At 56.0% G+C, this 22,488-nt stretch carries 20 protein-coding genes; 15 read left to right on the forward strand and 5 right to left on the reverse strand.

Features of this window, described 5'->3' with window-relative positions:
• Nucleotides 1-185 precede the first annotated feature (185 nt).
• The 3 genes from C4520_02640 (at nt 186) to C4520_02650 (ending at nt 2,385) form a co-directional block, all read left to right on the forward strand.
• The gene (locus C4520_02640) at nt 186-575 is read left to right on the forward strand and encodes a nuclear transport factor 2 family protein (protein ID RJP25158.1); all 390 of its coding nucleotides are present in this window, start codon (nt 186-188) and stop codon (nt 573-575) included.
• Complete coding sequence (locus C4520_02645; GenBank protein RJP25159.1) at nt 434-1,762, forward strand: cyclohexanecarboxyl-CoA dehydrogenase; 1,329 nt, start codon at nt 434-436, stop codon at nt 1,760-1,762. Before C4520_02640 ends, C4520_02645 begins: the two co-directional genes overlap by 142 nt.
• A gap of 248 nt (nt 1,763-2,010) precedes the next feature.
• Complete coding sequence (locus C4520_02650; GenBank protein RJP25160.1) at nt 2,011-2,385, forward strand: carboxymuconolactone decarboxylase family protein; 375 nt, start codon at nt 2,011-2,013, stop codon at nt 2,383-2,385.
• A gap of 4 nt (nt 2,386-2,389) precedes the next feature.
• Here C4520_02650 and C4520_02655 read toward each other — a convergent pair whose 3' ends face one another.
• The 5 genes from C4520_02655 to mdh all read right to left on the reverse strand — a co-directional run bounded on the left by C4520_02655 (nt 2,390) and on the right by mdh (nt 8,894).
• The gene (locus C4520_02655; protein RJP25161.1) at nt 2,390-4,672 is read right to left on the reverse strand and encodes a DUF3488 domain-containing protein; all 2,283 of its coding nucleotides are present in this window, start codon (nt 4,670-4,672) and stop codon (nt 2,390-2,392) included.
• The gene (locus tag C4520_02660) at nt 4,669-5,754 is read right to left on the reverse strand and encodes a DUF58 domain-containing protein (protein ID RJP25162.1); all 1,086 of its coding nucleotides are present in this window, start codon (nt 5,752-5,754) and stop codon (nt 4,669-4,671) included. Before C4520_02660 ends, C4520_02655 begins: the two co-directional genes overlap by 4 nt.
• Before the next feature lie 16 nt (nt 5,755-5,770).
• Nucleotides 5,771-6,730 carry a MoxR family ATPase gene (locus tag C4520_02665; protein RJP25163.1) on the reverse strand — a complete coding sequence of 320 codons (960 nt, stop codon included), beginning with the start codon at nt 6,728-6,730 and terminating at the stop codon, nt 5,771-5,773.
• A gap of 97 nt (nt 6,731-6,827) precedes the next feature.
• Nucleotides 6,828-7,964 carry an alanine racemase gene (alr, locus tag C4520_02670; GenBank protein RJP25164.1) on the reverse strand — a complete coding sequence of 379 codons (1,137 nt, stop codon included), beginning with the start codon at nt 7,962-7,964 and terminating at the stop codon, nt 6,828-6,830.
• A 3-nt stretch (nt 7,965-7,967) separates the two neighbouring features.
• Nucleotides 7,968-8,894, reverse strand: coding sequence for a malate dehydrogenase (mdh, locus tag C4520_02675; GenBank protein ID RJP25165.1), 927 nt, complete (start codon nt 8,892-8,894; stop codon nt 7,968-7,970).
• A 538-nt stretch (nt 8,895-9,432) separates the two neighbouring features.
• Here mdh and larA point away from each other — a divergent pair.
• The 12 genes from larA to C4520_02735 all read left to right on the forward strand — a co-directional run bounded on the left by larA (nt 9,433) and on the right by C4520_02735 (nt 22,383).
• Nucleotides 9,433-10,719 carry a nickel-dependent lactate racemase gene (gene larA, locus C4520_02680; GenBank protein RJP25166.1) on the forward strand — a complete coding sequence of 429 codons (1,287 nt, stop codon included), beginning with the start codon at nt 9,433-9,435 and terminating at the stop codon, nt 10,717-10,719.
• Between the two features lie 105 nt (nt 10,720-10,824).
• The gene (locus C4520_02685; protein RJP25167.1) at nt 10,825-11,751 is read left to right on the forward strand and encodes a PDZ domain-containing protein; all 927 of its coding nucleotides are present in this window, start codon (nt 10,825-10,827) and stop codon (nt 11,749-11,751) included.
• Nucleotides 11,752-11,800: 49 nt separating this feature from the next.
• Nucleotides 11,801-13,903, forward strand: a complete 2,103-nt coding sequence (gene gspD, locus C4520_02690; protein ID RJP25168.1) for a type II secretion system protein GspD — start codon at nt 11,801-11,803, stop codon at nt 13,901-13,903.
• A 104-nt stretch (nt 13,904-14,007) separates the two neighbouring features.
• Nucleotides 14,008-15,726 carry a type II secretion system protein GspE gene (gspE, locus tag C4520_02695; protein RJP25169.1) on the forward strand — a complete coding sequence of 573 codons (1,719 nt, stop codon included), beginning with the start codon at nt 14,008-14,010 and terminating at the stop codon, nt 15,724-15,726.
• 27 nt (nt 15,727-15,753) lie between these two features.
• Entirely contained in the window at nt 15,754-16,977 is a 1,224-nt protein-coding gene (gene gspF, locus C4520_02700; protein ID RJP25170.1) for a type II secretion system protein GspF, read from the forward strand.
• Nucleotides 16,978-16,989: 12 nt separating this feature from the next.
• The gene (gene gspG / locus C4520_02705) at nt 16,990-17,442 is read left to right on the forward strand and encodes a type II secretion system protein GspG (GenBank protein ID RJP25171.1); all 453 of its coding nucleotides are present in this window, start codon (nt 16,990-16,992) and stop codon (nt 17,440-17,442) included.
• Nucleotides 17,393-18,031, forward strand: a complete 639-nt coding sequence (locus C4520_02710) for a prepilin-type N-terminal cleavage/methylation domain-containing protein (GenBank protein RJP25172.1) — start codon at nt 17,393-17,395, stop codon at nt 18,029-18,031. The genes gspG and C4520_02710 overlap by 50 nt, the downstream gene beginning before the upstream one ends.
• Nucleotides 18,031-18,399 carry a prepilin-type N-terminal cleavage/methylation domain-containing protein gene (locus C4520_02715; GenBank protein RJP25173.1) on the forward strand — a complete coding sequence of 123 codons (369 nt, stop codon included), beginning with the start codon at nt 18,031-18,033 and terminating at the stop codon, nt 18,397-18,399. Before C4520_02710 ends, C4520_02715 begins: the two co-directional genes overlap by 1 nt.
• Nucleotides 18,396-19,268 (forward strand): prepilin-type N-terminal cleavage/methylation domain-containing protein, encoded by an 873-nt coding sequence (locus tag C4520_02720; GenBank protein ID RJP25174.1) that lies wholly within the window; start codon nt 18,396-18,398, stop codon nt 19,266-19,268. The genes C4520_02715 and C4520_02720 overlap by 4 nt, the downstream gene beginning before the upstream one ends.
• 60 nt (nt 19,269-19,328) lie before the next feature.
• Nucleotides 19,329-20,372: a general secretion pathway protein GspK gene (locus tag C4520_02725; protein ID RJP25175.1), complete on the forward strand. Its 1,044-nt coding sequence runs from the start codon at nt 19,329-19,331 to the stop codon at nt 20,370-20,372.
• The gene (locus C4520_02730; GenBank protein ID RJP25176.1) at nt 20,369-21,862 is read left to right on the forward strand and encodes a hypothetical protein; all 1,494 of its coding nucleotides are present in this window, start codon (nt 20,369-20,371) and stop codon (nt 21,860-21,862) included. The genes C4520_02725 and C4520_02730 overlap by 4 nt, the downstream gene beginning before the upstream one ends.
• Nucleotides 21,859-22,383 carry a hypothetical protein gene (locus tag C4520_02735; GenBank protein RJP25177.1) on the forward strand — a complete coding sequence of 175 codons (525 nt, stop codon included), beginning with the start codon at nt 21,859-21,861 and terminating at the stop codon, nt 22,381-22,383. Before C4520_02730 ends, C4520_02735 begins: the two co-directional genes overlap by 4 nt.
• Nucleotides 22,384-22,488 lie beyond the last annotated feature (105 nt).

Consider the following 22,488-nt stretch of genomic DNA (forward strand, 5'->3'; position numbering starts at 1 on the left):
GATCGCGACTTTGCTCAAGAAATCTGCTGGTGGGATTACTTAAGGCAACTCAAGAACTTATGTGGGAATTCCCCACCCGGTTTGCGGAATCGCTGGGAGCGCGCCGGCTTGACAGGCGCCTCTCATTTCGGATTAGATGATACACACTTTTCCTCATGAAAACCGCATAACAAGGGGGGCCCTCCATGGAACCGACCGCAGCCGCTTTGGCCGAAAAGCTCCGGGACGCATACAATAATTTTGCGGCGGACGAGCCGGAGACACTCGACCTCTTTTCTCAAGACGTCGTCTACACCGATCCGCGCTTTCCGCCGTTCGAGGGAAAAGAGGCGCTGAGGAACTACCTCCAACAGCTTGCGGGCGAGAACCGCGCGCTCCAGGTCGCGTGGGAGTTCACCAACCTCATTTCCGAAGGCGAGCACGCCGCAGTCGAGTGGAAGGTCAGGAGCGGCGTCGACTTTGGCGGGAAACCGCTCGAATTTTCAGGCGCCGCCTTCTTCCGGGCGCGCGCCGGCAAGATATGCTATTACCGCGGCTACTGGGACACGTCGATCCTGCAACGACTGATGGAATAACGGCAAACGGGGGGTTTTCCCCGCGGGAGAACGTCATGCTGGATTTCTCATTCACGGAAGAGCAGGAATTACTGAGGAAGATGCTGAGGCAGTTTTCGCTCAACGAGTTGCTGCCGCATTACGGCTGCTGGGATAAGACCAGGCAATACCCGCACGAGCAAATCAGGAAAACGCTTGCGCTCGTGAATCCGTATGGCAACAACTGGCGGAAGGCCGCGGAACATCCCGATCTGATTGCGGCCGGAATCGTCGCCGAGGAGATCGGACGCGGCGACTTCAACTGTGTTCTGCCGAGTCTGAGCCCGTTCATCCTGAACTTCTTTCTTGCCGAGGCTTCCGAAGAGCTGAAGGAGCGCTGGTTTCCCGGACTGATGGCGGGCGAGAAGGTGATCGGGCTGTGTCTGACCGAGCCCAATGCCGGCTCGGACCTGGCATCGATGCGCTCGAGCGCGCGACGCGACGGGGACGAATACGTGTTGAACGGCGAAAAAAACTCCGTCAGCTTCGTGAACGCCGATGTTTTCTACGTTTTCGCGCGCACCGGGTCTGAATCGACGGGTTATCGCGGCATCAGCGCGTTTCTGGTGCCGCGCGAGACCGAGGGTCTCACTTTCTCTGAGTATAACGATATGGGCTGTAAAGCGGTGCCGCGCGGGCAACTGTTCATGACGGACGCTCGCGTTCCGGCCGCCGCGATGGTTGGGTCCGAGGGGAACGCATTCAAGATGATCATGAAGTACCTCGACATCAACCGCGCATTCATCGGGTTGATGTGTCTCGGGGCGGCCGCGCAAACGCTCGATGAAACCATCCGGTACGTCAAGGAGAAGCAGGCGTTCGGCCTTCCCATCGGCAGATTTCAGGGAGTTGCCTTCCCGATAGCCGAGGCGGCAACGCTGCTCGAAATGGCCCGTCTTCTGTGTTACAAGATTCTCTGGAAGCGGCAAAATGGGCTGGCGTGCGCGCTCGAAGGTGCAATGGCGAAGTGGTGGGCGCCGAAAACGTGCGTCGAAGTTATCCATGAATGCCTGCTGCTGCATGGACATTACGGGTACACCGACGAGTTCCCGATCGAGCAGCGCCTGCGCGACGTCATCGGCTGGCAGATCGGCGACGGCACCCCGCAGATACAGAAGCTCATTATCTCGCGCCTGCTGTTGGGAAAAGATTTCGGGCCGGCGGTATGATGTGCAGGCGCGGACAGTAAGATTGTACGACGATGAGGGGCTGGTTCTTGCGATGGGGACAGCCCCGAATCTACGGCCTAAAAGACGCGGCCCGTAATTCTTGGGACAGTCCCCATCGCCTGGGCCGAATTCATTCGGCCCTACCGGAGGGAAACACGTTCAACCGGTAGGTGCGAATTCATTCGCACAGTTCTGGCCAAAGTAATTCCCCTCTTCACGAAACTCTATTTTACAAAAGAGGAGCACTCATGCAAGAGAACCTCGATGATGTGGTGCGAAAGACGGCGACCGAGCGAATGACCGAGCAGCGGGTGGCCAACCTGCAGGAGTTGATGACGTATTTTGATCCGGAACTTGCCGCGGATATCGGCGGGTTTATCCTGGGCAAGCTCTATTCGCGCAGCGTCATCCCCTGGAAAACGCGCCAATTGTGCGCGATTGCGGCGCTGAGCGTGCTGTACAGGCCCGAACAACTGCGGGGGCATATCATCTATGCGCTCCAGGCGGGGGCTACAAAGGAGGAGATCGGCGAAGTGATCGTGCAGATGGCTATCTACGGCGGATTTCCTGCCGCCATTGAAGCGCTGAAAGTAGCCAAGGAGGTTATCGAGCAGCGAGTCTGATAGGTCACGATCCGCCGTTGCGCGGTGCGGTGGAGGTGTGTCCATTGGCGTGTCTCAAACCGGCGAGGATGTCGTGAACAGCGGCGATTTCCTCATCGACGAGCGCGCGGCCTCCATAGCGGGTACGGTAGTACAACGAAGTGAGCGTTTCGATATCCGAATGCCTCGGGTGCTCGCGCAAGGCCGGCAGCTCGAGGAATTCGAACGGCGTCAGGTGCAGCGGTTTCACGATTTTTCTTTTCTCGAGCAGTTTCAGCATTTTGCCGTAGAAGGCGGCGCCATTGCCGTTCCGGCTCAACGACGTCAGGAAGCGAAGGCGCGGCGGGATCTTGTGTCCGAACTTCCTGAGAATGCGGAAGAGCACCAGCGACATTGCCAGCACAAGAATGAGGGAAAAGAGCGTCATTCCGCTGAGGTTTCGAACCGCCTTCCCACCGTGACCGATCAGTTGAGCCAATAGCCGAGGCAGGTTTCGAGTGAACTCGGCGGCCTCGCCGAGGAGGCGCATCCGCCTTGCCTCATTGTACCCGATGACGTTCTGCCGCCAGAAAATCCGCATCCTCAGCAGTTGTTTCGACATCATTTTCGCCATCACCGAGCGGCGGCTTTCAAAGTAATCGTCGGCGACTGCGCGCGGTGACGGATCGAATTCCGCCCAGCCATATTGCGGGAAGAGCACTTCGACCCATGCGTGGCTGTCCTTCTGGCGCACTTCATAAAAGCTGCCGGCCTCATTCCATGCCCCTTGCTGAAATCCGCGTGCCAGACGCGCGGGAATGCCGACAGCGCGGCACATGATAGTCATCGCAGTCGCGAAATATTCGCAGTGTCCGCTCTTGCTGATAAAAAGAAAATCATAAAGGGGATCGTCGTTGAGCGGTTTTTGCAGATCGAGGCTGTAGGTGTAATTGGTTTCGAGAAATCTCCGGAGAGCGACGATTTTATCATATGGCTTGCTGTAATTCCTGGTGACATCTTCGGCCAACTGTCTGACCTGAGGGTTTAAACTTGGCGGCAGTTGCAGGAATGATCTGCGGATGTAGTTGCCGTATCTCCCCGACTGGGTGAATGTCTGGAGGTCTTCCCAGGAGACGTTTCCGAGCTGTTCGGCTGTCGGCTGATCCGCCGAGGAATAGACGGTGTAGCTGATAAGGTCGGGAAGCGCCTGCCTGTTATTGATGTAAAACGAGGAATTGAAGTCACGGGCGACGCCGTACCTGAAGGGTCCCTGGATCACCTTGATGTCACCGGCTGCGAACAGGCTCTCTGAGAACGGGATTTCCAGATAGAAAACCTGCTTGAGCAGCTCGGGCGACGCATCCAATTGTTCAATCCGATCCAGGGCATAATCATCGTCTGCGATGAATTGGCTATTCATCCGCGGGAAGATCGAGCCCATGTTCTTATTGGTGACGTTCCACTTCCTGCCGTTGAAATAGCGGAAATGGTCGCGGCTCGAGCTCCAGGCGACGCCGTCATAGATATTCAACGCGCCGCCTCGCCATCTCATGCGCGTCTCGAGCGGGCGCCCCTGCGCAGCGGGAACTTCGACCCGCAGCGCGAGCGTCTGGTCTTCCTGCACGCGCCCGTAGGTTCCGAGCTCGACGATCTTGGTGAAGCCGGTTCGCTGGCGAGCGACCCGCATCTGGTTGAGCGAATCGATCGGGTTGTTCCGCGCGATCAAGGCGTAGCGCAGCCGCGGCATGCTGTAGAAGAACGTAAGCGTCAAAGGGATCAGTGCGGCCGCCAGCACAACCGAAAACAGGAACAGCCCCTGCGGAATCGCCTCTTTACCCGGCGCGCGCCCGTCGGATGCCCCTCCCTTCTGTATTCCGGTCAGAATAAACATCAGGAGAACGAAATATGTTGCGGCGAGGCAATAGGCGCTGATCAGGACGCCGAACCGCAGGTCGGTAGTGAGATTGGTGGATGCGAGAATTTGCGCGAAACTGATCGTGAGGATCCGGCGGTAGGCCCTTTCGTTTTTCACGTTCAGCAGCGAATACGCCTGCGCGAAAATCGAGAGATGCACCGCCGGCAACAGCAGCGAGCGCGTGTAGACCATATTCACCGGGAATGACAGCAGCATGAGAAGACCGATGACCATCCACATGCGGCGATAGGCGGTCTGGTGTCTTCGCGGGCCTTCATAAAACCATCCTGCGAGCACAAGGAGAGTAGACGCCGACGGCCAGACGATGGAGAAATAATCGGTGTATGTCACCGACCACAATCCGATCAGCGCGAGCAGGTATGCGCAGATTTTCAGGTGCAGTCGGATATTCATCGGGAAATCCCCCCCGCTGCCTCAGAAATGATCACCGCAAAATCCTTATCCGCCGGCCGCGGAGCCTGCTTCGCGCGCGAGTTCCTCACGAGGACTCCGGTCCCGCCCTCGAGGAGCCTCTTGTCCGGCGTATATCCGGTATCTTCCGGACTAACGGGTTCGATGAGCGCCAGCACGATCAGCATCTTGTGCATCTGTTCACTGCCGCCGCCGTACGGAATGATCCTGTCGCGCGTCACCAGTTTCACGACGTACCCGTTGCGGCAGAGATACCAGATAACCGAGGCGGCCGCGCTTACAGTCCGCTCGAAGCTTTCCAATCCAGCCTCGGAGAAATCGTCAAGGACGTTATCGAAAACGATGCAGACCCTTCGTCTTTCCTCGGCCTCGGTTTCGCGCACAATCAGCTTATCCATTTTCGCCGACAGCTTCCACGAGATATTCGAGATGTCCTCGCCGTGGCGATATTCGCGCACGCCATACAGGCCGCTGCCGGGACCTTTCGTGAATTGAGGGAATTCGTCGCGGATGCGGCTCGAGCCGCTGATTATGCGGCGAATCTCATAGATGGCGGGATATACGATGAGATCCTGCTGTCCGCTCTTTTTTCGTTTTAGATCGAACAATCCCCACGGGAAGCGCGAGCTGATGATGATCGAGTCGAAACGGTAGAGGCCCCTGCGGCCGAACTGAAGCTTGATTTCGGTGGTATATTTCTCATTCTTTCTCACGAAGGGAACAAAGACCGCCCGTTCCTGGGCGGAACCGTCGACAATTTTGACACCGTAAGAATGAAACCGCTTTTTCCGGTTCGTGACCTCGAGGATCATCCTGCACGCCTGATCCGAGAAGACATAAGGGGGAAGACGGCGGGAGACCGATACGCGAGCAAGGTTGAGATAACCGGCCGCCGCCGAAACGAGGATGCCGGCGAGCATGACACCCGATACCAAATAAAGCAGGTTGTTTCCGCTGTTGAATCCGGCGAGCGCGATCGAGAAGAATAATACGAGGAAAACGATGGTCTCACCCGACATCGTACTGAAGACGCGGGCTTTATTCTGTTTCGCTGGGTGCATCATCGTCAGTTCCCTCACTTCAGAGCGGAACCGGGATGCGGTTGATTACTTCGAGGACGGCGCGTTCGGCGATTTCAGTGCGCGGCCCATCGACCTCAAGGCGCGTCGCGGGAATGATGCGATGGGAAAGACAGGGAATCGCCAGTTCCTTTATGTCATCCGGGATGCAATAATCGCGCCCGGAAACAAAGGCATGCGCCTGCGCGGCCCGATAAAAGCTCATCGCGCCGCGGGGGCTGACGCCGAATTCAATTGCGGGAGAATGACGCGTTGCGTCAACGATTTCCATCAGGTAATCGACAAGCCGGCTCTCGACCGCGACTTCGGTCGCCATGTTCTGCATCACGCACACGTCCTTCGCATGGATCACGGGCTGAAGCTCATCGATCGGCGCGGTGATTTTCTGGCCGGTCACCATTTTGCGCTCATCTTCGCCCGGCGGATATCCCATCCGGATCTTCAGCATGAAGCGGTCGAGCTGGGACTCGGGAAGCGGATAGGTGCCGTGAAACTCGATCGGGTTCTGCGTGGCCAGCACCAGGAACGGCTCGGGCAGGTGATAGGTGATCCCGTCGACCGACACCTGCAGGTCGTTCATCGCCTCGAGCAGGCAGCTCTGCGTTTTGGGCGTCGTGCGGTTGATTTCGTCCGCGAGGATCACGTTCGAGAATATCGGTCCCGACTTGAATTCGAATTGATGCGTGTGCTGATTATAGATGGTGACGCCGATAATGTCGGAAGGCAGAAGATCGCTTGTAAATTGAATGCGCTGGAATGCGCAGTCGATGGACTTCGCAATGGCGCGGGCAAGCGTGGTTTTCCCGATTCCGGGCACATCCTCGATGAGAAGATGACCCTTCGCCAGCAACGCCGAAAGCGCCAGCCGCACGGCTTTTTGTTTCCCGAAGATGACCGACGAGATGTTTCGCTCCAGCGCCTCGATTGATTCAGTAGCTTTTTCAAAACCCTTGACATTCATAGACACCGCAAGCGCCGTACGCTCCTCCCTCCAGCCGCGGGCGCGGCTCGTTCACTTTTATAATTTTGCATCTTTTTCGGGAAACCGTCTAGCGCGTTCACGACGTCTCGCACTCTCCCACGTACATCCGCGGAACCCGTTTGCTGATGCCGCAGAGAATCTCGTATGGGATGGTGCCAGCCCATTCCGCCAGGTTCTCGGCCGTAATCCGATCTTCGCCGTCGCGCCCCAAGAGCACCACTCTTTCACCAATCCCGACGCTCGGAACCTGAGTGACGTCGATCAGAACCTGATCCATGCTCACCCTGCCAACCACCGCCGCCCGCTTTCCGCGGATGAGGACAGAGGCTTTATTGGAAAGGCGCCACGGATAGCCGTCGGCATAGCCGACATTCAGCGTCGCGACCTTCATCTCGCCTGAAGCGGTGAACGTGCGCCCGTATCCGAAAGTGGCGCCGGCACAGGCCGATTTGAGAAAGGTAACCGCCGTCTCCAGAGCGAGAACGGGCCATACATCCAGCTTTTGCTTCAAATTCTGGCCGGGATATACACCATACAAGATCAGGCCCGGCCTGACCAGATTAAGATGCGCCTGAGGGCAGTTCAGGATTGCTCCGCTATTGGCGGCATGTACGTACCCGGGCTTGATGCCGCGCGACGCGAGTTCCTTTGCTATCTTCCGGAACAGATCCAATTGGGCGAGCGTGCCCGGATCGTCTTCGATCTCGGACGTCGCGAAGTGCGTGTATACGCCCTCGATGCGCAGGTTCGGGAGCCGCACCAGCTCGACGATCTCTTCAACGGCCCTGCTTGCCGCAAAACCGATCCGGCCCATCCCGGTATCGATGTCGATGTGGACAGGAGCCACGCACCCCAGCCGTGCGGCCGCCGCGGAAACCTGTTGCACAAACTCCAGAGAAGGCGCCGTCACAGTGAGGTCATTTCTGAGAGCGAACTCGATTTCATCCGGATGCACGCAGCATTGCACCAGGATGGGAAGGCGAAGGCCTGCCAGCCGAAGACTTGCACCCTCCTCGACCAAAGCCACCCCGAGCATTGATGCGCCGGCCGCCGCGCATGTGCGGGCGACCTCGACGGCGCCATGTCCATAGGCATCGGCCTTCACCACCGCCAGGACTGAAACGGTTTGTCCTGCACGGCTTCGGATTTGCGCCACATTATGTCTGAGCGCTCCAAGGTCTATGATCGCCCTTGTAGGGCGGCATCTTTCCATATTTTAAAACTTCAGCCGCTGGATGTCCTTCCTCACTTCCTCGGCGGATTTTTTCATGGCCTCGGCTTCGGGAGGTTCCAGAGATATTTCAATGATCTTCTCGATTCCATTCTGTCCGAGCAGAACCGGCACGCCGGCGCAAATGTCTTTCAGGCCATATTCCCCTTCAAGAACGGCGGCGCATGGAAGCAGCCGCTTCTTGTTCCTGGCTACGGACTCGACCATTTCGGCGACGGAAGCGCCGGGAGAGTAGTAGGCGCTGCCGGCTTTCAGCAGATTGACGATCTCGCCGCCGGCTTTGCGGGTTCGATCCACCAGCCGCGCAATAGTTGCCCCGTCCATCAGTTCTGTGATGGGAACACCCGCGACCGTCGTATAGCGCGGAAGAGGCAACATTGAATCACCGTGACCGCCGAGCACCAGCGCCTGCGTATCTTTTATGCTGACGCCTAGTTCCATCGCGACAAAACTTCGCAATCGAGCGGAATCGAGGACGCCTGCCATTCCGAAAACGCGAGACCTGTTGAAGCCGGAAACGCGGTAGGCGAGGTATGTGACCACATCGAGCGGATTTGTCACCAGAATGATGATCGCTTCGGGCGCATATCGGACGATGTTCTCGACAATGTTGCGGACGATTTCCGCATTCTTGTCGAGCAGGTCCGAACGCGACATGCCAGGCTTTCGGGCAAGGCCGGCGGTGATGATCACCAGGTCCGAGTCCTTCATTGACTCCATCTTGTTGCTGCCCTCGACCCGTGTATCCGACCCGAGCAGCGGAGCCGATTCCCACATATCCAGGCCCTTTCCCTGAGGGAGGCCCTCCACAACATCAATCATGACGAGCTGTTCGCACAGTTCTTTCTGGGCGATATGCTGCACGGCCGTCGCGCCCACGTTTCCTGCCCCGACCATGGTGATTTTCCTCATGGGGTCTCCTCCTCCTGCGTCACTGGCAATTTTCTTGCCACTCAAGACTCGGTGGAAATACACACATTTCAGCTATCGATGTCGCAGAACATTAAACTACGCAGACCTATTACAATAGCATATGTGCGGCCCAATATTCAACTTGACGAGCCTTCGCGAGAACTGCTTTTCAAGACGAGAAGATTCGCAACTATGTGTGTGGAAGGACATATCTGCTCTTGTGATACACCGGCAGCTGCTCGAGACTCTGCGGAAGAGCCCCGGCGCCGTTGTTAACCTATAGGGCAATTAAATTTGAGGAGATAGAAGGAATCGCCTATTCGTTCGGATGGTGTGCCATGCCTCATCTGAGGTACAAAGAAGCTTTTTTGAGATTGAAAGCGATTGCGCGGGGCTGGTTTTCAAGCTCGCCCCCACGCTTTGCCTTCGGGCGCCCTTTGTACGCAATTGGAACATATGCGGGCGGGTTTGAACCTTGCCCCCACTGGCGCTATATAATGGCCGATGGTATATTTGTCATTCAGAATGGTGGAGTCACATGAGATTAGATTTGAAGTATGGGCGAAATGAACTCGAGCTGGAGTTACCGGTCGGATTGAAATGCAAGATATTTCGGACAAAGGACATGCCGATCGTCAAAGAACCCGCCGCTCATATCAGGCAGTCGCTGGACGATCCTATTGGCGCTCCTCCGCTTCGGGAGTTGGTCAAAGGAAGAAAAGACGCATGCATTGTGGTGTCTGACGCCACCCGGCCCGTGCCCAACCGAGAGGTGCTGCCCCCCCTCATTGATAAGCTGCAAGAGGCGGGCATGTCGCCGGAGAAGGTCTCTCTTTTAATCGCGACCGGCATCCATCGTGCGCCGACACCCGATGAACTGGTGGAGATACTGGGAGAGGAAATATTAAGGCGTTATCGAATCATAACCCACGACGCGCGCGAGCGCACTCGGATTCGGCGAATCGGCTACACCTCCAGCGGAACGCCGATTGATATCAACGAGTTCTATCTTGAAAGCGACCTGAAAATAGTGGTTGGGCTGGTCGAGCCCCATTTCATGGCGGGATATTCCGGCGGCCGGAAATCGATCGCGGTCGGATTGACTTCTGTTGATGCAATCCGGACGCTTCACGGGCCGGCCATGCTCGAACAGACCGGCGCGCGCAACTGCGAGCTGAAAAGCAACCCCCTGCAGACTGAACTGCTGGAAATAGCGGCCGCTGCGGGGGCGGATATGTGTGTGAACGTGGTGTTGGATTCGAGCCGCAAGATCGCAGATGTTTTTACCGGCGATCTGGCGCTCTCGCATCTGAAGGCATGCGATTTTGCGGCCTGTTACTCGACTGAGCCGGGAACCGGATTATACGACATTGTCGTCACAACCGCGGCGGGTTATCCGCTCGATGCGACATATTATCAAGCGGTTAAAGGGCTGGTGGGCGCACTGGATATTCTGGCGCCAGGCGGCAGTATTATCCTGGCCGCCGAATGTTCTCATGGTCTTGGCAGTGTTGAATTTCGAGAAGGCCTCGAACTACTGAAGCAGGTGGGAGATCATGATCGATTTATTGAATATATCGCCGAACCCGCCCATTTTCATATAGACCAGTGGGAAGTGGAGATGCTGGTAAAGGTACTGAGGAGAGCGAGGATCTATCTTTATTCGGAGGGGCTTTCCGAGGAGGAGATTGATCTCAGCGGAGCGACTCAAATCAATTCGGTCGGAACTGGTATGCATCTTGCTCTGGCGGATGCCGGGCAGAAAGCACGCGTGGCAGTAATCCCGGAGGGGCCGTATTTTATTCCTTTGGCGGCGGGAGGGTAAAATTAATAGTTGCGCCCGTTTCTTCGGCTTCCGAAGGTGCCGTCTAAATTGACTTTAGCTTTGGCACAGAGTATAATTAATCAAACAAAATTCGGGGGGTAGTTTGTGCCGATTCGCATACAACATCTGAGAACCATTTTCTGGGCCGTCGATCTGACATTGACGGCTGTCGTCGTATTTTTTTTGGTAAGAGGAGCCCAATTCTTGTTTGCAGCCCCGATTTCCGAACCGGCTCCGCTTGCCCTTCCACAGTCGAACCAGCCGGAAATGGAATTTTCAAAAATCAAATCATACGAACAATACGCCGCCCTGCGAAAAAGCAACCTCTTTGGAGCACTGTCCTCTTCAAACGTGAGCGTCAAGAAGGTCGTTGAGGAGCGCCTGCCGGAAACGACGCTCGAGCTCGAGCTGCTCGGGTGTGTTGCCGCGGCAACCCCGCAATCAAGCTTTGCCATAATCCGGGACAAGAAAGGTCGCGTCGAGAACACATACGGCGTCGGCGACTCCATCATGAACGATGCCCGGCTTGAGGAAGTGCGTGAAAATGAAGTAGTTATCGCTCGAGCCGGCCGGCGCGAAGTGCTGGCGATGTCGTTCTCGGACAAAGAGGGGGGGAGGCCGGGACCGAATCTGTTTGGAGCGTCCCGACCGCAATTTCCCTCTGGTCTTGAATCGGCCTCTTCAGATGTCCCCATCCGGGTAGTGAATGAAAACCTTCGATATGTGAACCGCGCAAAGATGCTGGAGACCATTGGCAGCAACATCGGGCAGCTTGCCGGTCAGGTGCACACTTCGCCCAATGTGGTGGATAACCAGCCGGCGGGAATGAAGATCGATCAGGTTGGCTCCGACCCGCTTCTCGGTCAATCGGGTCTGCAGCCGGGCGACATTGTGAAAAGCGTAAATGGGATACGGGTAAACTCAGTCGATGACCTTATGGGTCAGAGCGAGCGGCTTCAGAGCGCGCCCGAGATTCGCGTGGTTGTCGAGCGTGACGGCCGGCATCGAACGCTTGTGTACAAGATCCGCTGACACATTTTGTTTCAGCCGGACAAGCAGTCTCTAAAGAGGAAACCAACGAATGGGAAAACGCTATCTTGCTGTATTAACAGCGATCGTTGTGGGATATTCCGCCCTTCTTCAAACAGGGACTTTCGCACAACCGCCCCAAGCGCCTCCGTCGCCCGCCACACGAGAAACGAATAATCAGATCTCCATCAATTTCGATAACGCTTCCATCCTCGAAGTCATCGACGTGATGAGCAGGGTCACAGGCGAGAACTTTATCATCGATCCTGCGGTGAAGGGGACGGTAACGGTCATCGCGCCGAAACGAGTGGAAAGAGACGAGGCGTTCGGCGTATTTCTGTCAATCCTCGAAATGAACGGATTTTCGCTTGTGCGCATCGGAAACATTTACAAGGTGGTCCCCAGCCGGACCGCCACTCAGAAAAGCATCCCCGTCCACTCGGGTCGAGAGTCCAGGGACGTATCCGAAGTGGATAAGGTTATCACCCAGCTAATCCCAATAAAGTATTCGGATGCGCAAGCGATCGTGAGCGTGATTACTCCGCTCATTTCCCGCGACGCCAATATTACTGCTTACCCAAATACGAATACCATTATCATTACGGATACAGCCGCCAACATCAAGCGCCTCATACAGATCATTGAAGAGGTCGATGTCCCCGGATTCGAGCAGACCATTACGATCCTCCCTCTCATGAATGCCCAGGCGGACGTGCTGACGCAGGAGATATTGCAGGCGCTCGAAGCCGCTCCCGCCGGCATGGCCGGAGCGCCTGGCGCAGTTACGGCTCCGCGCACGCGCCGGCGGATTCCGGCGCAACAGGTAGTGGCTGCCACCGCCTCGCAAATCAAGATCATTCCGGACCTGAGAACGAACTCGTTAATAGTTGTCGCCAATGAATTTGACACCGAGCAAGTGCGCTTCCTTGTGCGCGAGCTCGATAAGCCGACGCCGATCGAGGCGAACAACATTCACGTCTACCGCCTGAAGAATGCCTTGGCCGAAGACGTCGCCGCAGTGCTTACCAATTTGGCCGGGCAAACAGCGCCGGCCGCACCCGGCGGCGCGCCGGGCGCGACTGCGGTAACCGGAATCCGCACGTTCTACAAGGAAGTCTCCATCGTTGCGGATAAGACGACCAACTCCCTCATCATAACCGCTTCACCGCAGGATTACGCCGTGATAGCGGCCGTTATCGATGAACTCGATATTTTGCGCCCTCAGGTGCTTGTGGAGACACTGATTGCGGAGGTCAGCCTGGATTTCACGCGCGACCTCGGCATCCGATGGCTGGTTGCGAGTCCGGACGACGAACACGTCACGTTCGGAAGCGTTGGAGAGTTGTCCAACGCCGATTCGCTCGGCGCGAGCATAGCGGGGGCGTTGGCGGGCGACACTCTCGTTCTGCCGACGCAGCCGGCCGGAATCAATATCGGTTATCTGAATATCGACGAGGACTTCTTGCGCGCATTTATTGAGGCGAACGCATCCCAGAGCAACAACGATTTTAATGTTCTCTCGGCGCCGCATATCTTGACACTGGACAATCAGAAAGCAACCATAAACGTTTCCCAGAGCGTTCCTTTTATCACTCAGCGGGTAAGCGACGTAGTCTCGGCCGGCGCATCGGCGGTAAACGAAGCTTTCGAGTATCGCGACGTTGGGATCATCCTCGAAATTACGCCGCATATAAGTCCGGATCGCATGGTGCGTCTCGAGATCACGCAGGAAGTGAACGATGCGGTTCTGCAGGAGGTATCCTCGTCCACCGGAGAAGCGCTGACCGAGTTGAAGAGGGAGGCGAATACCACCGTCCTGGTCAAAGACCGAAACACACTCGTTCTTGGGGGTCTGATGCAGGACGATGATAGTGTTACGGTCAGCAAAGTTCCTTTCTTAGGAGATATTCCCTTTCTCGGATGGCTGTTCAAGAGCACCAGCGTTCAGCAAAGAAAGATGAACCTGCTGATCTTCATTACGCCCAGCATCGTAACCAGCGTTGCCGAGGCCGCCGAGCTCACGCTCGAGAGAAGGATGCAGGCGACCGACCTGTTGCAGGAGAAGCTTGAAGCCTGTCCGACGTTCCAGGACGGCGCCACGCTGGGCGAAAGTGCAATCTTTACCGGTCCCCTCGAGGAGTCGGGGCCGAAATGACAACCGCAGCATCCAAGCCCTGCGCATCGATGGATATGCAGGGCGCAAGAACCTGTCTTGAAACGCGCCCATATGTTGGCGCCTTCGCGTGAGGCTGATTTAAGATGACTACCACTGCCGCTACAAAAACCATCGGACGTTTTCTCGTTCAGAACGGAGCCCTTTCCCGTGACCAGCTTGCCGAGGTCGCGCAACTGCAGGAGGAAAAGAATATTCCTCTTTATGATGCCGTCCTCGAAAAGGGATACCTGTCAGAGGAAGAGTATCTGCAGGCTGTCGGGGAACTGCTTGATATCCCTTACCGCAGCAAGATCGACGTGCAGGTCAATCCGAACATTCTCTCGAAGGTACCACTCTCTTTCATAAAGGAGAACAAGGTGGTGCCGATCTGTGAAGAGAACGGGGAATGTCTGGTGGCGGTGCACGACCCGTTCAATTCCGCTCCGGTGGACGACCTGAAGCTCTTGCTCGGGATGCGGACCACGATGATGATCTGCCCTTCCCTTGAAATCGAGCGGATCATCAATCATTATTTCGATTTGCAGAACCATTCGGCGGCTCAGGTGATCATGGATATTGAAGAAGAGGAAATGGGGCTTCTGACCGCCGAGCCGTTCGAGGAGCGGCGCGACCTGCTCGATCTGGCAAATGAAGCGCCGATCATAAAACTGGTGAACGTTATCATTTCGCAGGCGTCCAAAGAACGGGCGAGCGACATCCATATCGAGCCGTACGAGAAGGACCTGCGCGTTCGCTACAGGATTGACGGTGTCCTGTACCCGATCCTCAGCCCTCCTCGCTCCTATCACGCCGCCATTGTTTCGCGCATCAAGATCATGGCCAATCTGAATATTGCCGAGCGGCGTCTTCCGCAGGATGGCCGCATCAAGATACGGCTGAGCGGGCGCGAGATGGACATTCGCGTCTCGATTGTGCCGACCGCTTACGGCGAGCGCGTGGTGATGCGTTTGCTGGATAAGGGAACGTACCTGCTCACCCTCGAGGAGCTGGGGTACAGCACGGAGGATCTGAGCCAGTACGCGCGGCTGCTCGAATGTTCGCACGGCATCATCCTGACGACCGGTCCCACCGGCAGCGGCAAGACGACGACGCAATATGCGGCCTTGAATCGGCTGAACTCAATGGAAAAAAACATCATTACCGTCGAAGACCCGATCGAATACATGATGGAAGGCATCGCACAGATACAGGTCAAGCCGAAAATCGACCTGACCTTCGCGAACGGGCTGCGCTCGATCCTGCGGCAGGATCCGGACATCATTCTGGTGGGCGAGATTCGGGATGTGGAAACGGCCGAGATGGCCATCCAGGCCTCGCTTACGGGCCATCTCGTTTTCAGCACATTGCATACCAACGATGCCGCGGGCGCAATCACGCGCTTGCTGAACATGGGAATCGAGCCGTTCCTCGTTTCCTCTTCGGTCATTGCGGTGCTCGCGCAGCGCCTGGTGCGCACGATTTGCCCGAGCTGTAAGACGCCCTATCAGCCGGACGATCTGGAACTGGAGAACATCGGAATCAAGAGGGAGCGCCTTCACGACGGATTCTTGTGGCGCGGCGGCGGATGCGCCAACTGCGTGGGCAGAGGCTATCGCGGGCGCACCGGCATCTTCGAATTGCTTCTGGTGCGCGAGAACATCCAGAGCCTCATTCTCGAGAACGTGGACTCGAATACGATCAAGCGACAGGCGATCCTCAAGAATGCGATGACCACTCTTCGCGAGGACGGGGCGCGAAAGGCGATCGCGGGCATCACCACTATTGAGGAAGTCCTTCGAATCACCCGGGAAGACATTGTATAACGCTGCCATCTGCAAGAACAAGAGACTATGCCGGTTTTTGAATACGTAGCCATCACCGCCCAGAGCAAGAAGGTAAAGGGCGTGCTTGACGCCGAGACGGCGCAGGCGGCCCGCGCAAAACTTCGCGAGATGGAACTGCTGCCGGTGGAGATCGGCGAAACTGCGTCGCAAACGGCGAAGCCGGCGCGCGAAATCAACCTGGGCGAATTCTTCACCCGTGTGAAAGCACCTGATATCGCTTTGATGACCCGGCAATTGGCCGTACTACTGCAGGCGGGAATGCCCTTGGTCGACGCGCTCAACGCCGTGCTCGACCAGGTGGATAATAAGGCGCTGAAGAAGATAGTTTACCAGATAAAGGAGACCATCAGCGAAGGCGCCGCCTTGTCGGCCGCTCTGGGCCAGCACCGGCGTTACTTTCCGCAGTTGTACGTGAACATGGTAAAAGCCGGCGAATCGTCGGGCGCGCTCGAAGTGGTCCTTTTCCGGCTGGCCGAATACATGGAGAAGCAACTGACGCTCCGCCGCAAAATCATATCGGCCATGCTGTATCCCGCGCTGATGACAGTGGTCGGATTTGGCGTCCTGTTCTTTCTGCTGACGTACATCATTCCCACAATCACCAAGATCTTTTTCCAGATCAACCGCGCGCTTCCGACGCCGACGGTCATCCTCATTAACATCTCCGCCTTCATGCGCTCGTACTGGTTGGTCATGGTCGTGCTGGCGGCGGTGGCGGTCATTGTGCTCAACCGCTACCTGAAAACCGAGACGGGGGGAACGGCGTGGGATAAGCTGAAGCTCGCGCTTCCCATTTTCGGCAAACTGAACCGCAAGCTGGCAGTCGCCCGGTTTGCGCGCACGCTGGGAACGCTTACCCAGAGCGGCGTGAATCTGATCGATTCCATGGAGATAGTGAAAAGCATCGTTAACAATCGAATCATCGCGAAAGCGATCGGGCAAGCGCAGGAAAATGTTCGCAAGGGGGAGGACCTTGCGGCCTCACTGCGCAGAAGCGCCGTCTTTCCGCCGGTCGTCATCCACATGGTTGCGCTCGGCGAGCGGAGCGGCCAGCTCGAGGAGATGCTGATGAAAGTGGCCGATACGTACGACGACGAAGTCGATACCACGCTGTTGGGACTGGTTTCGCTTCTCGAGCCGCTGATGATTGTAATTATGGCAACCATTGTCGGTTTTATCGTTCTGGCTATCCTGCTGCCGATATTCGATATTAATCAGATCGTCCATTAAGGAGAGGATTCAATGGATACGAAAAGGAAAAAGCGGGGGGACCGCGGCTTCACCCTGATCGAGTTGATGGTCGTGATCGTTATTATCGGCATCCTCGCCGCCTATATTGCGCCAAAGCTCATTAACAGAACAGAGGATGCGAAGATAACCGCCGCAAAAGCGCAAATCAGAAGTTTTGAGACGGGGCTGAAACTGTTTCGGTTGGACTGTGGATTTTATCCGTCGACCGAGCAAGGTCTGCAGGCGCTGGTAAGCCAGCCCTCGACCGGCCGAATTCCAGAGCGGTATAAACAGGGAGGATACCTGGAGACGTCGGCAATACCGAATGATCCGTGGGGAAATGAATACATCTATGAGTCGCCCGGCCAGCACGGTTTCGACTATGAGATCCGTTCCCTCGGAGCCGACGGCGTGGATGGCGGCGAAAACGAGAGCCGCGATATCGAGAGCTGGAACATTGAATAACCGCGCGGGGAAAAAGGGATTCACCCTCATCGAGCTGGTGGTGGTCATCGCCATTATCAGCATCATGGCGGTTATTGTTCTGCCGAGGCTGGACCCCTTTGTTCCGAGCCGCCGCCTGAAAGGCGCGGCGCGGACGCTCTCAGGCACAATAACCCTCGCGTACGGCGAGTCGGTTGCAAAGAATAAAAGGTACCGACTCTACCTCGATCCCATGGAGGAAACATACTGGGTTGTGCAAGTAAAAGAGACGGAGAAAGAGGATTCGGGTGGCGCGATCGGGCTGACTCTCGGGACTCAGTTCGAACTGCTGCACTACGAGGAATCGGGGACGGAGGATGAAGTTGCCGCCCCTTCCGAGCCGCTGTTCGCCCCCCAGAAATTGCCGCAGGGCGTTCATTTCTCCTCGATGAGCGTTGGAGACGATACAGCCCTTGCCTCCTCAAAACCGCGTTATATAGAGTTTACTCCATTGGGCGTCGCGAGTCCCGCGACGGTGACGCTGGTAAATGAGGACGGCGACACGCTCTCTGTGCAGTACGACGGCATAACGGGCATGCCCACCCTTGTCGCCTCGACCGACGAAATCTGATGAATAGAAGCCAGTCACAGAGTGGATTCACCTTGCTGGAAGTGATGGTTTCCGTCGCTATTATTGCGGCTGTTCTCGTCACGCTTCTCGGGACGCACCTGATGAGCCTCAACCTCGCTCACAAAAACCAGGAGCAGACGCTGGAGGCGACGCTCGCGAGGCAAAAAATGGAGGAGGCCTTCACGACTCCGTATGATTCGCTTAACAATGATTCGGGCGATTTCGGTCCCGAATATCCGGAGCTCAACTGGGAGATTTTCGTCGAGGAAACGAAGGTGGAAAATCTGAAAAACTTGAAAATAACGGTTTCCTCAGCGGAACGCACATTCGAGCTGCATACGGCCTTCTCGAAGGAGGCTGTCGAGTGAGAACCGGAACCCGAAACAGCGGATTCACGCTGATGGAAGTCCTTCTTGCGGTCACGATTCTGGCAATGATCTTCGGCATCGTCTTCGGCACGTTCTTCTACACCATCACCAATGCCGAAGAGCAGCAGGAACGCGCCGTAATTTATCACAAAGCCAACTTCCTCCTCAACGACATCACTCAAAACACGGCGTCCGCCTACGTTCCATTCGGCGGCCGGCTTGGCTCGGAGACATCTGCGGAAACGGGAGAAACGGTGGAAACGGAGGAGACAGAGCAGTCGATCTTTATGGGGACTCCGTCCGAGAACGAGGACACCCCCGTGGATTCGCTCGAGCTGTTCACGACGAATTCCCGTTTTTCAGCCCGTATGCTGGCCGGGGAGATCGCGCATGTCACATATGGGCCGGCGGAACAGGATGTGGAGGATCTGCCTTATGCCGTCGACGAAAACAACCCCTATGCTCTTCAATGCACGGTGGCGCCCCTGCTGACGGAAACCGAGGATGGCGGAGGCGTCTTCCAATGGACCATGAACGTTCATTCGCTGAGGTTTGAGTATTTTGATGGAACTGAATGGCTGCCGGAATGGGTTTATGAAGATGAGACCGCACTGCCTGCAGCCGTCAAGGTTACCCTCGAGATCGCCGATTCAAACGGCGAGCTTTTCCCGTTCTCCACAATCGCCCGCATTCCGGTGAATTCCGTGCTTGAAGAGCCCGAGACCGCCTTCGAGGAACTCGAGGACGAGGAACAGGAAGAGCAGGAGGAAGATATTCTGGAAGACCAGGAAGAAGAGGAGATCAATCCGCCTGCCGACGAAGGAGCGGAGGGCGACCAGGGGTCGTCGACACTCGAGACGCAGGAATGATGAGCGATATCTTTTGACGGTATGAGCCGGCATCACCGAGGCCGACCGGGTTGACAGCAGATGCGCAAATACTTCATAATGAATAATAAAAATTACCCGCACATGTACGCGCTCGGCGAACGTGGAATGGCTTTGTTGCTGACGCTGCTGGTCACGATCATCCTCACCGTTGTGGTACTGGAATTCAACTATCTGATCCGCGTGTATGCTACTCTGTCCGGCAATTTGGTGGATGATCTTCAGGCGCAAGCGGCGGCGCGCGGAGGAATCGAAACGGCAAAAGCTCTTCTTCTGAACGATCTGAAGAACGACATGGACAAGAGCATCCGCGTTGATACGCTGGAGGAAGAGTGGGCGGAAGAAATCGATTTCACAACACCGGCTTCATCTGCGAAAACGAAAATTACCGATGAAATGTCCAAGCTGAATTTGAACCGCCTCATCAAAGGCACTCTCTCGGAAACAGCCATCGAAAGCAAGAACATCGAAATGGTTGAGAACATGAAGTACCTGTTCGAGCTTCTTGATCTCGATCCGGGCCTGGTGGACTGCATCGTCGATTGGATTGACGAAAATGATCAGGAGGAGCCGCTGGGCGCGGAAGATTCTTATTATCAGTCGCTCGATCCGCCGCGATATTGCAAGAACGGCCCGCTGGACAGCGTCGAGGAACTCTTGCTGATCAAGGGGTTTGACGAAGAGATTCTTTTTGGCGATGATGAAAATCCGGGTCTCGCCGCATACGTGACGGTATTTGGGGATCCGAAGGGCCTGGTGAACATAAATACGGCCGACGAGGTGGTTTTATCCGCCGTTCTCAAAAGCGAAGCCGCAGGGTCGTCAGCTTTCGACTCGCGCCAGGATGATCCGTTTGAGACCGCCGCCGATCTGACGGCACGGCTGCCCGATATTGATCCTGCCAGGAAATTTGCGACCGGCAGCTCATATTTCCTCATCACTGCCACCGGCACAGTTCCCGCCGAGGGAGACCCGGTGCGGACGTTGAAAATCAAAACGCTCCTGAAGCGCTCGATGCCGCAGGGGCTGGAAACAAGTGAAAACTATTTGCAGTTGGAAACTGCGTATTGGAAAGTGGAAAGATGATGTTCGAAACCAGAAGCATCGGCATAGACATCAGGCCCGACTCGATAAAGATGGCTGTCGCCTCCCGGCACGGCGGGCGCACGAAAATCCTTGAACTCATAGAAAAGCAGGTTCCCGAGGTCACGGATGAAGAGGGCAAAAAGCTTTTTGGAACCGTGATTCGGGAGGCCTTTGCCGAAAACGAATTGAACGGGGATACGTGCGTCGTTTCGCTGCCGGCGGCCTTTACAATCAACAGGATACTGATCAGTCCGATCGCGGATGAGGGAAAAATCAGGCAAACGCTGAAATTCCAGATGGAGCCGCAGATACCATATCCCGTCGAGCAGGTGATTACGGATTTCATCCCCATCCGAAAGACGGGCGAAGGGACCGAAGTTCTCGCGATGGCGGTCACAAAAGAGATTTTGGCCGAACGCCTGAATATTATGAAGAGCGCCCAGATCGACCCTCAAATCGTCACGGTCGACATTCTGGCGCTGAGCGACTTTTATCTGAACCCGTTCGACTTCTCGGATGACAAGCTCACCGTCCTGCTGCGCCTGGGGTACGAGAACACGTTTCTCGGATTTTTCAGGGGACAGCGGCTTCTCGGTTTTCGCACGCTGGAAGGAATTTCGTTGTCCGATGAACAGGCCGAGCAGAAAATGCTCAAGGAAATACAGCGCTCCCTGTTTACGTATCCGGCCGCGGAGGCGGCGAACAGCGAAATCGGAGTCGTCTGTGTCAGCGGAGCAAACGCGGAAAACTTCAGGAGTCTGTTGCAGAAGAAGCTGCCGGATATCCCCGTAAAAGTCGTTCTTTTCAATGAGAATTCCGTCGCCGAGATTCCCCCGTATCTGCTGGCCGGCTCAGAGGAATTTCAGCTTGCGATCGCCCTTGCGCACGCTGGACTGGGAACCGGCGGCAACAAAATCAATTTCCGGCGCGAAGAATACGCGCCGGCGTCCCTCCTTTCGCGCGTAAAGCCGAACCTGCTGTTCAGCACGGGAATCCTCATTATCGCCCTGGTCGCGTGGCTGATAAACGTGTGGACGTCCAACAGCTATAACGAGCGCCAACTGGAATATCTCAATCAGGAGATGGTGAAGACGTTTGCAGATACGCTGCCAGATGTTAAATCACCGGAAAGCGTGCAGCGGAAAATACGGGAGGAGCAGGAAAATTTCAGGTTGCTGAGAAATTACTCGTCCCGCTATGTGGCGCCGCTGGATGTACTTTCCGAGCTAACGGTAAACATTGCGGAAGGACAGGCGGTCACGTTAAACGACCTTTCGATTTCGGACAACACGTTGCGGATGACCGGCGAAGTCGGCTCATTCGACGACATCAACATATTTAAGAGCAAACTCGATAATTCTCCCCTGCTTGCCGAGGTGAAGATCGAGTCGGCCACAAAAGCGGAGAAGTCGAACAAGATCACGTTCCGCATCAGGGCGGATATCCAGAGGCGCGCCGCCGCGGCCCAATTACAAGGGGGTGCGGTATGATCGAGTTGAAGAAGAGGGAAAAGAAGATAATCGCGGCTTGCCTCGCTATCGCCGCCATCATCATCATTCAGGTAGCGGTCATCTCCCCCGCTCTGGCGAAGCGAAGGAAGCTTGATGAGGGTATCAAGCAGGCTCGCGTGCAGAGTGCGGAGCTCAAGGTGCTCAAACAGCAGTACGATCAGATACTGAAGGAGAAGGAAAAGATAAACAGGAGGGTCCAGAACCGGCCGCGCAATTTTACGCTTTTTTCGTTTCTCGACCAGACGGCCAGCCGGCTGAACCTGAAGAATAATCTGGCAGCGATGAAGCCGTCGCGGCAAACGCTCAGCAAGAACTTCGTCGAGGACATGGTCGAGGTGAGGCTGGAGGGCATTTCCCTCGAGAATCTGGTGGCTTACCTGTACGAGATCGAACGCACCGGCGCCGCCGTCGTGATCTCCAGCATTCGAATTCAGCCGGAATCGCGCTTGGGCGGCGGATTGAACGTTTCCATGATGGTAACTTCCCTCGGGCCTGCGTAATAAATGCCCCGCCTCAACAGGAAATTAAGAGGGTTGATTCCTTGACATCGTTTTCGGGCTGCGCTATAATTTTATCACGATAAAGGGGGTGAACCGGTGGCTGTT

It is taken from the genome of Candidatus Abyssobacteria bacterium SURF_5, assembly GCA_003598085.1.
Classification (GTDB): Bacteria; Abyssobacteria; SURF-5; order SURF-5; family SURF-5; genus SURF-5.

Excerpts from the sequence above, each read along its gene's own strand:
- C4520_02640 (RJP25158.1), top strand. The coding sequence starts at position 186 with ATGGAACCGACCGCAGCCGCTTTGGCCGAAAAGCTCCGGGACGCATAC.
- C4520_02710 (RJP25172.1), top strand. The coding sequence starts at position 17,393 with ATGGCGGCGAAAACGAGAGCCGCGATATCGAGAGCTGGAACATTGAAT.
- gspG (RJP25171.1), top strand. The coding sequence starts at position 16,990 with ATGGATACGAAAAGGAAAAAGCGGGGGGACCGCGGCTTCACCCTGATC.
- C4520_02660 (RJP25162.1), bottom strand. The coding sequence starts at position 5,754 with ATGATGCACCCAGCGAAACAGAATAAAGCCCGCGTCTTCAGTACGATG.
- C4520_02730 (RJP25176.1), top strand. The coding sequence starts at position 20,369 with ATGATGTTCGAAACCAGAAGCATCGGCATAGACATCAGGCCCGACTCG.
- C4520_02725 (RJP25175.1), top strand. The coding sequence starts at position 19,329 with ATGCGCAAATACTTCATAATGAATAATAAAAATTACCCGCACATGTAC.
- gspD (RJP25168.1), top strand. The coding sequence starts at position 11,801 with ATGGGAAAACGCTATCTTGCTGTATTAACAGCGATCGTTGTGGGATAT.
- C4520_02715 (RJP25173.1), top strand. The coding sequence starts at position 18,031 with ATGAATAGAAGCCAGTCACAGAGTGGATTCACCTTGCTGGAAGTGATG.
- gspF (RJP25170.1), top strand. The coding sequence starts at position 15,754 with ATGCCGGTTTTTGAATACGTAGCCATCACCGCCCAGAGCAAGAAGGTA.
- mdh (RJP25165.1), bottom strand. The coding sequence starts at position 8,894 with ATGAGGAAAATCACCATGGTCGGGGCAGGAAACGTGGGCGCGACGGCC.
- C4520_02655 (RJP25161.1), bottom strand. The coding sequence starts at position 4,672 with ATGAATATCCGACTGCACCTGAAAATCTGCGCATACCTGCTCGCGCTG.
- C4520_02650 (RJP25160.1), top strand. The coding sequence starts at position 2,011 with ATGCAAGAGAACCTCGATGATGTGGTGCGAAAGACGGCGACCGAGCGA.
- alr (RJP25164.1), bottom strand. The coding sequence starts at position 7,964 with ATGGAAAGATGCCGCCCTACAAGGGCGATCATAGACCTTGGAGCGCTC.
- larA (RJP25166.1), top strand. The coding sequence starts at position 9,433 with ATGAGATTAGATTTGAAGTATGGGCGAAATGAACTCGAGCTGGAGTTA.
- C4520_02665 (RJP25163.1), bottom strand. The coding sequence starts at position 6,730 with ATGAATGTCAAGGGTTTTGAAAAAGCTACTGAATCAATCGAGGCGCTG.
- gspE (RJP25169.1), top strand. The coding sequence starts at position 14,008 with ATGACTACCACTGCCGCTACAAAAACCATCGGACGTTTTCTCGTTCAG.
- C4520_02735 (RJP25177.1), top strand. The coding sequence starts at position 21,859 with ATGATCGAGTTGAAGAAGAGGGAAAAGAAGATAATCGCGGCTTGCCTC.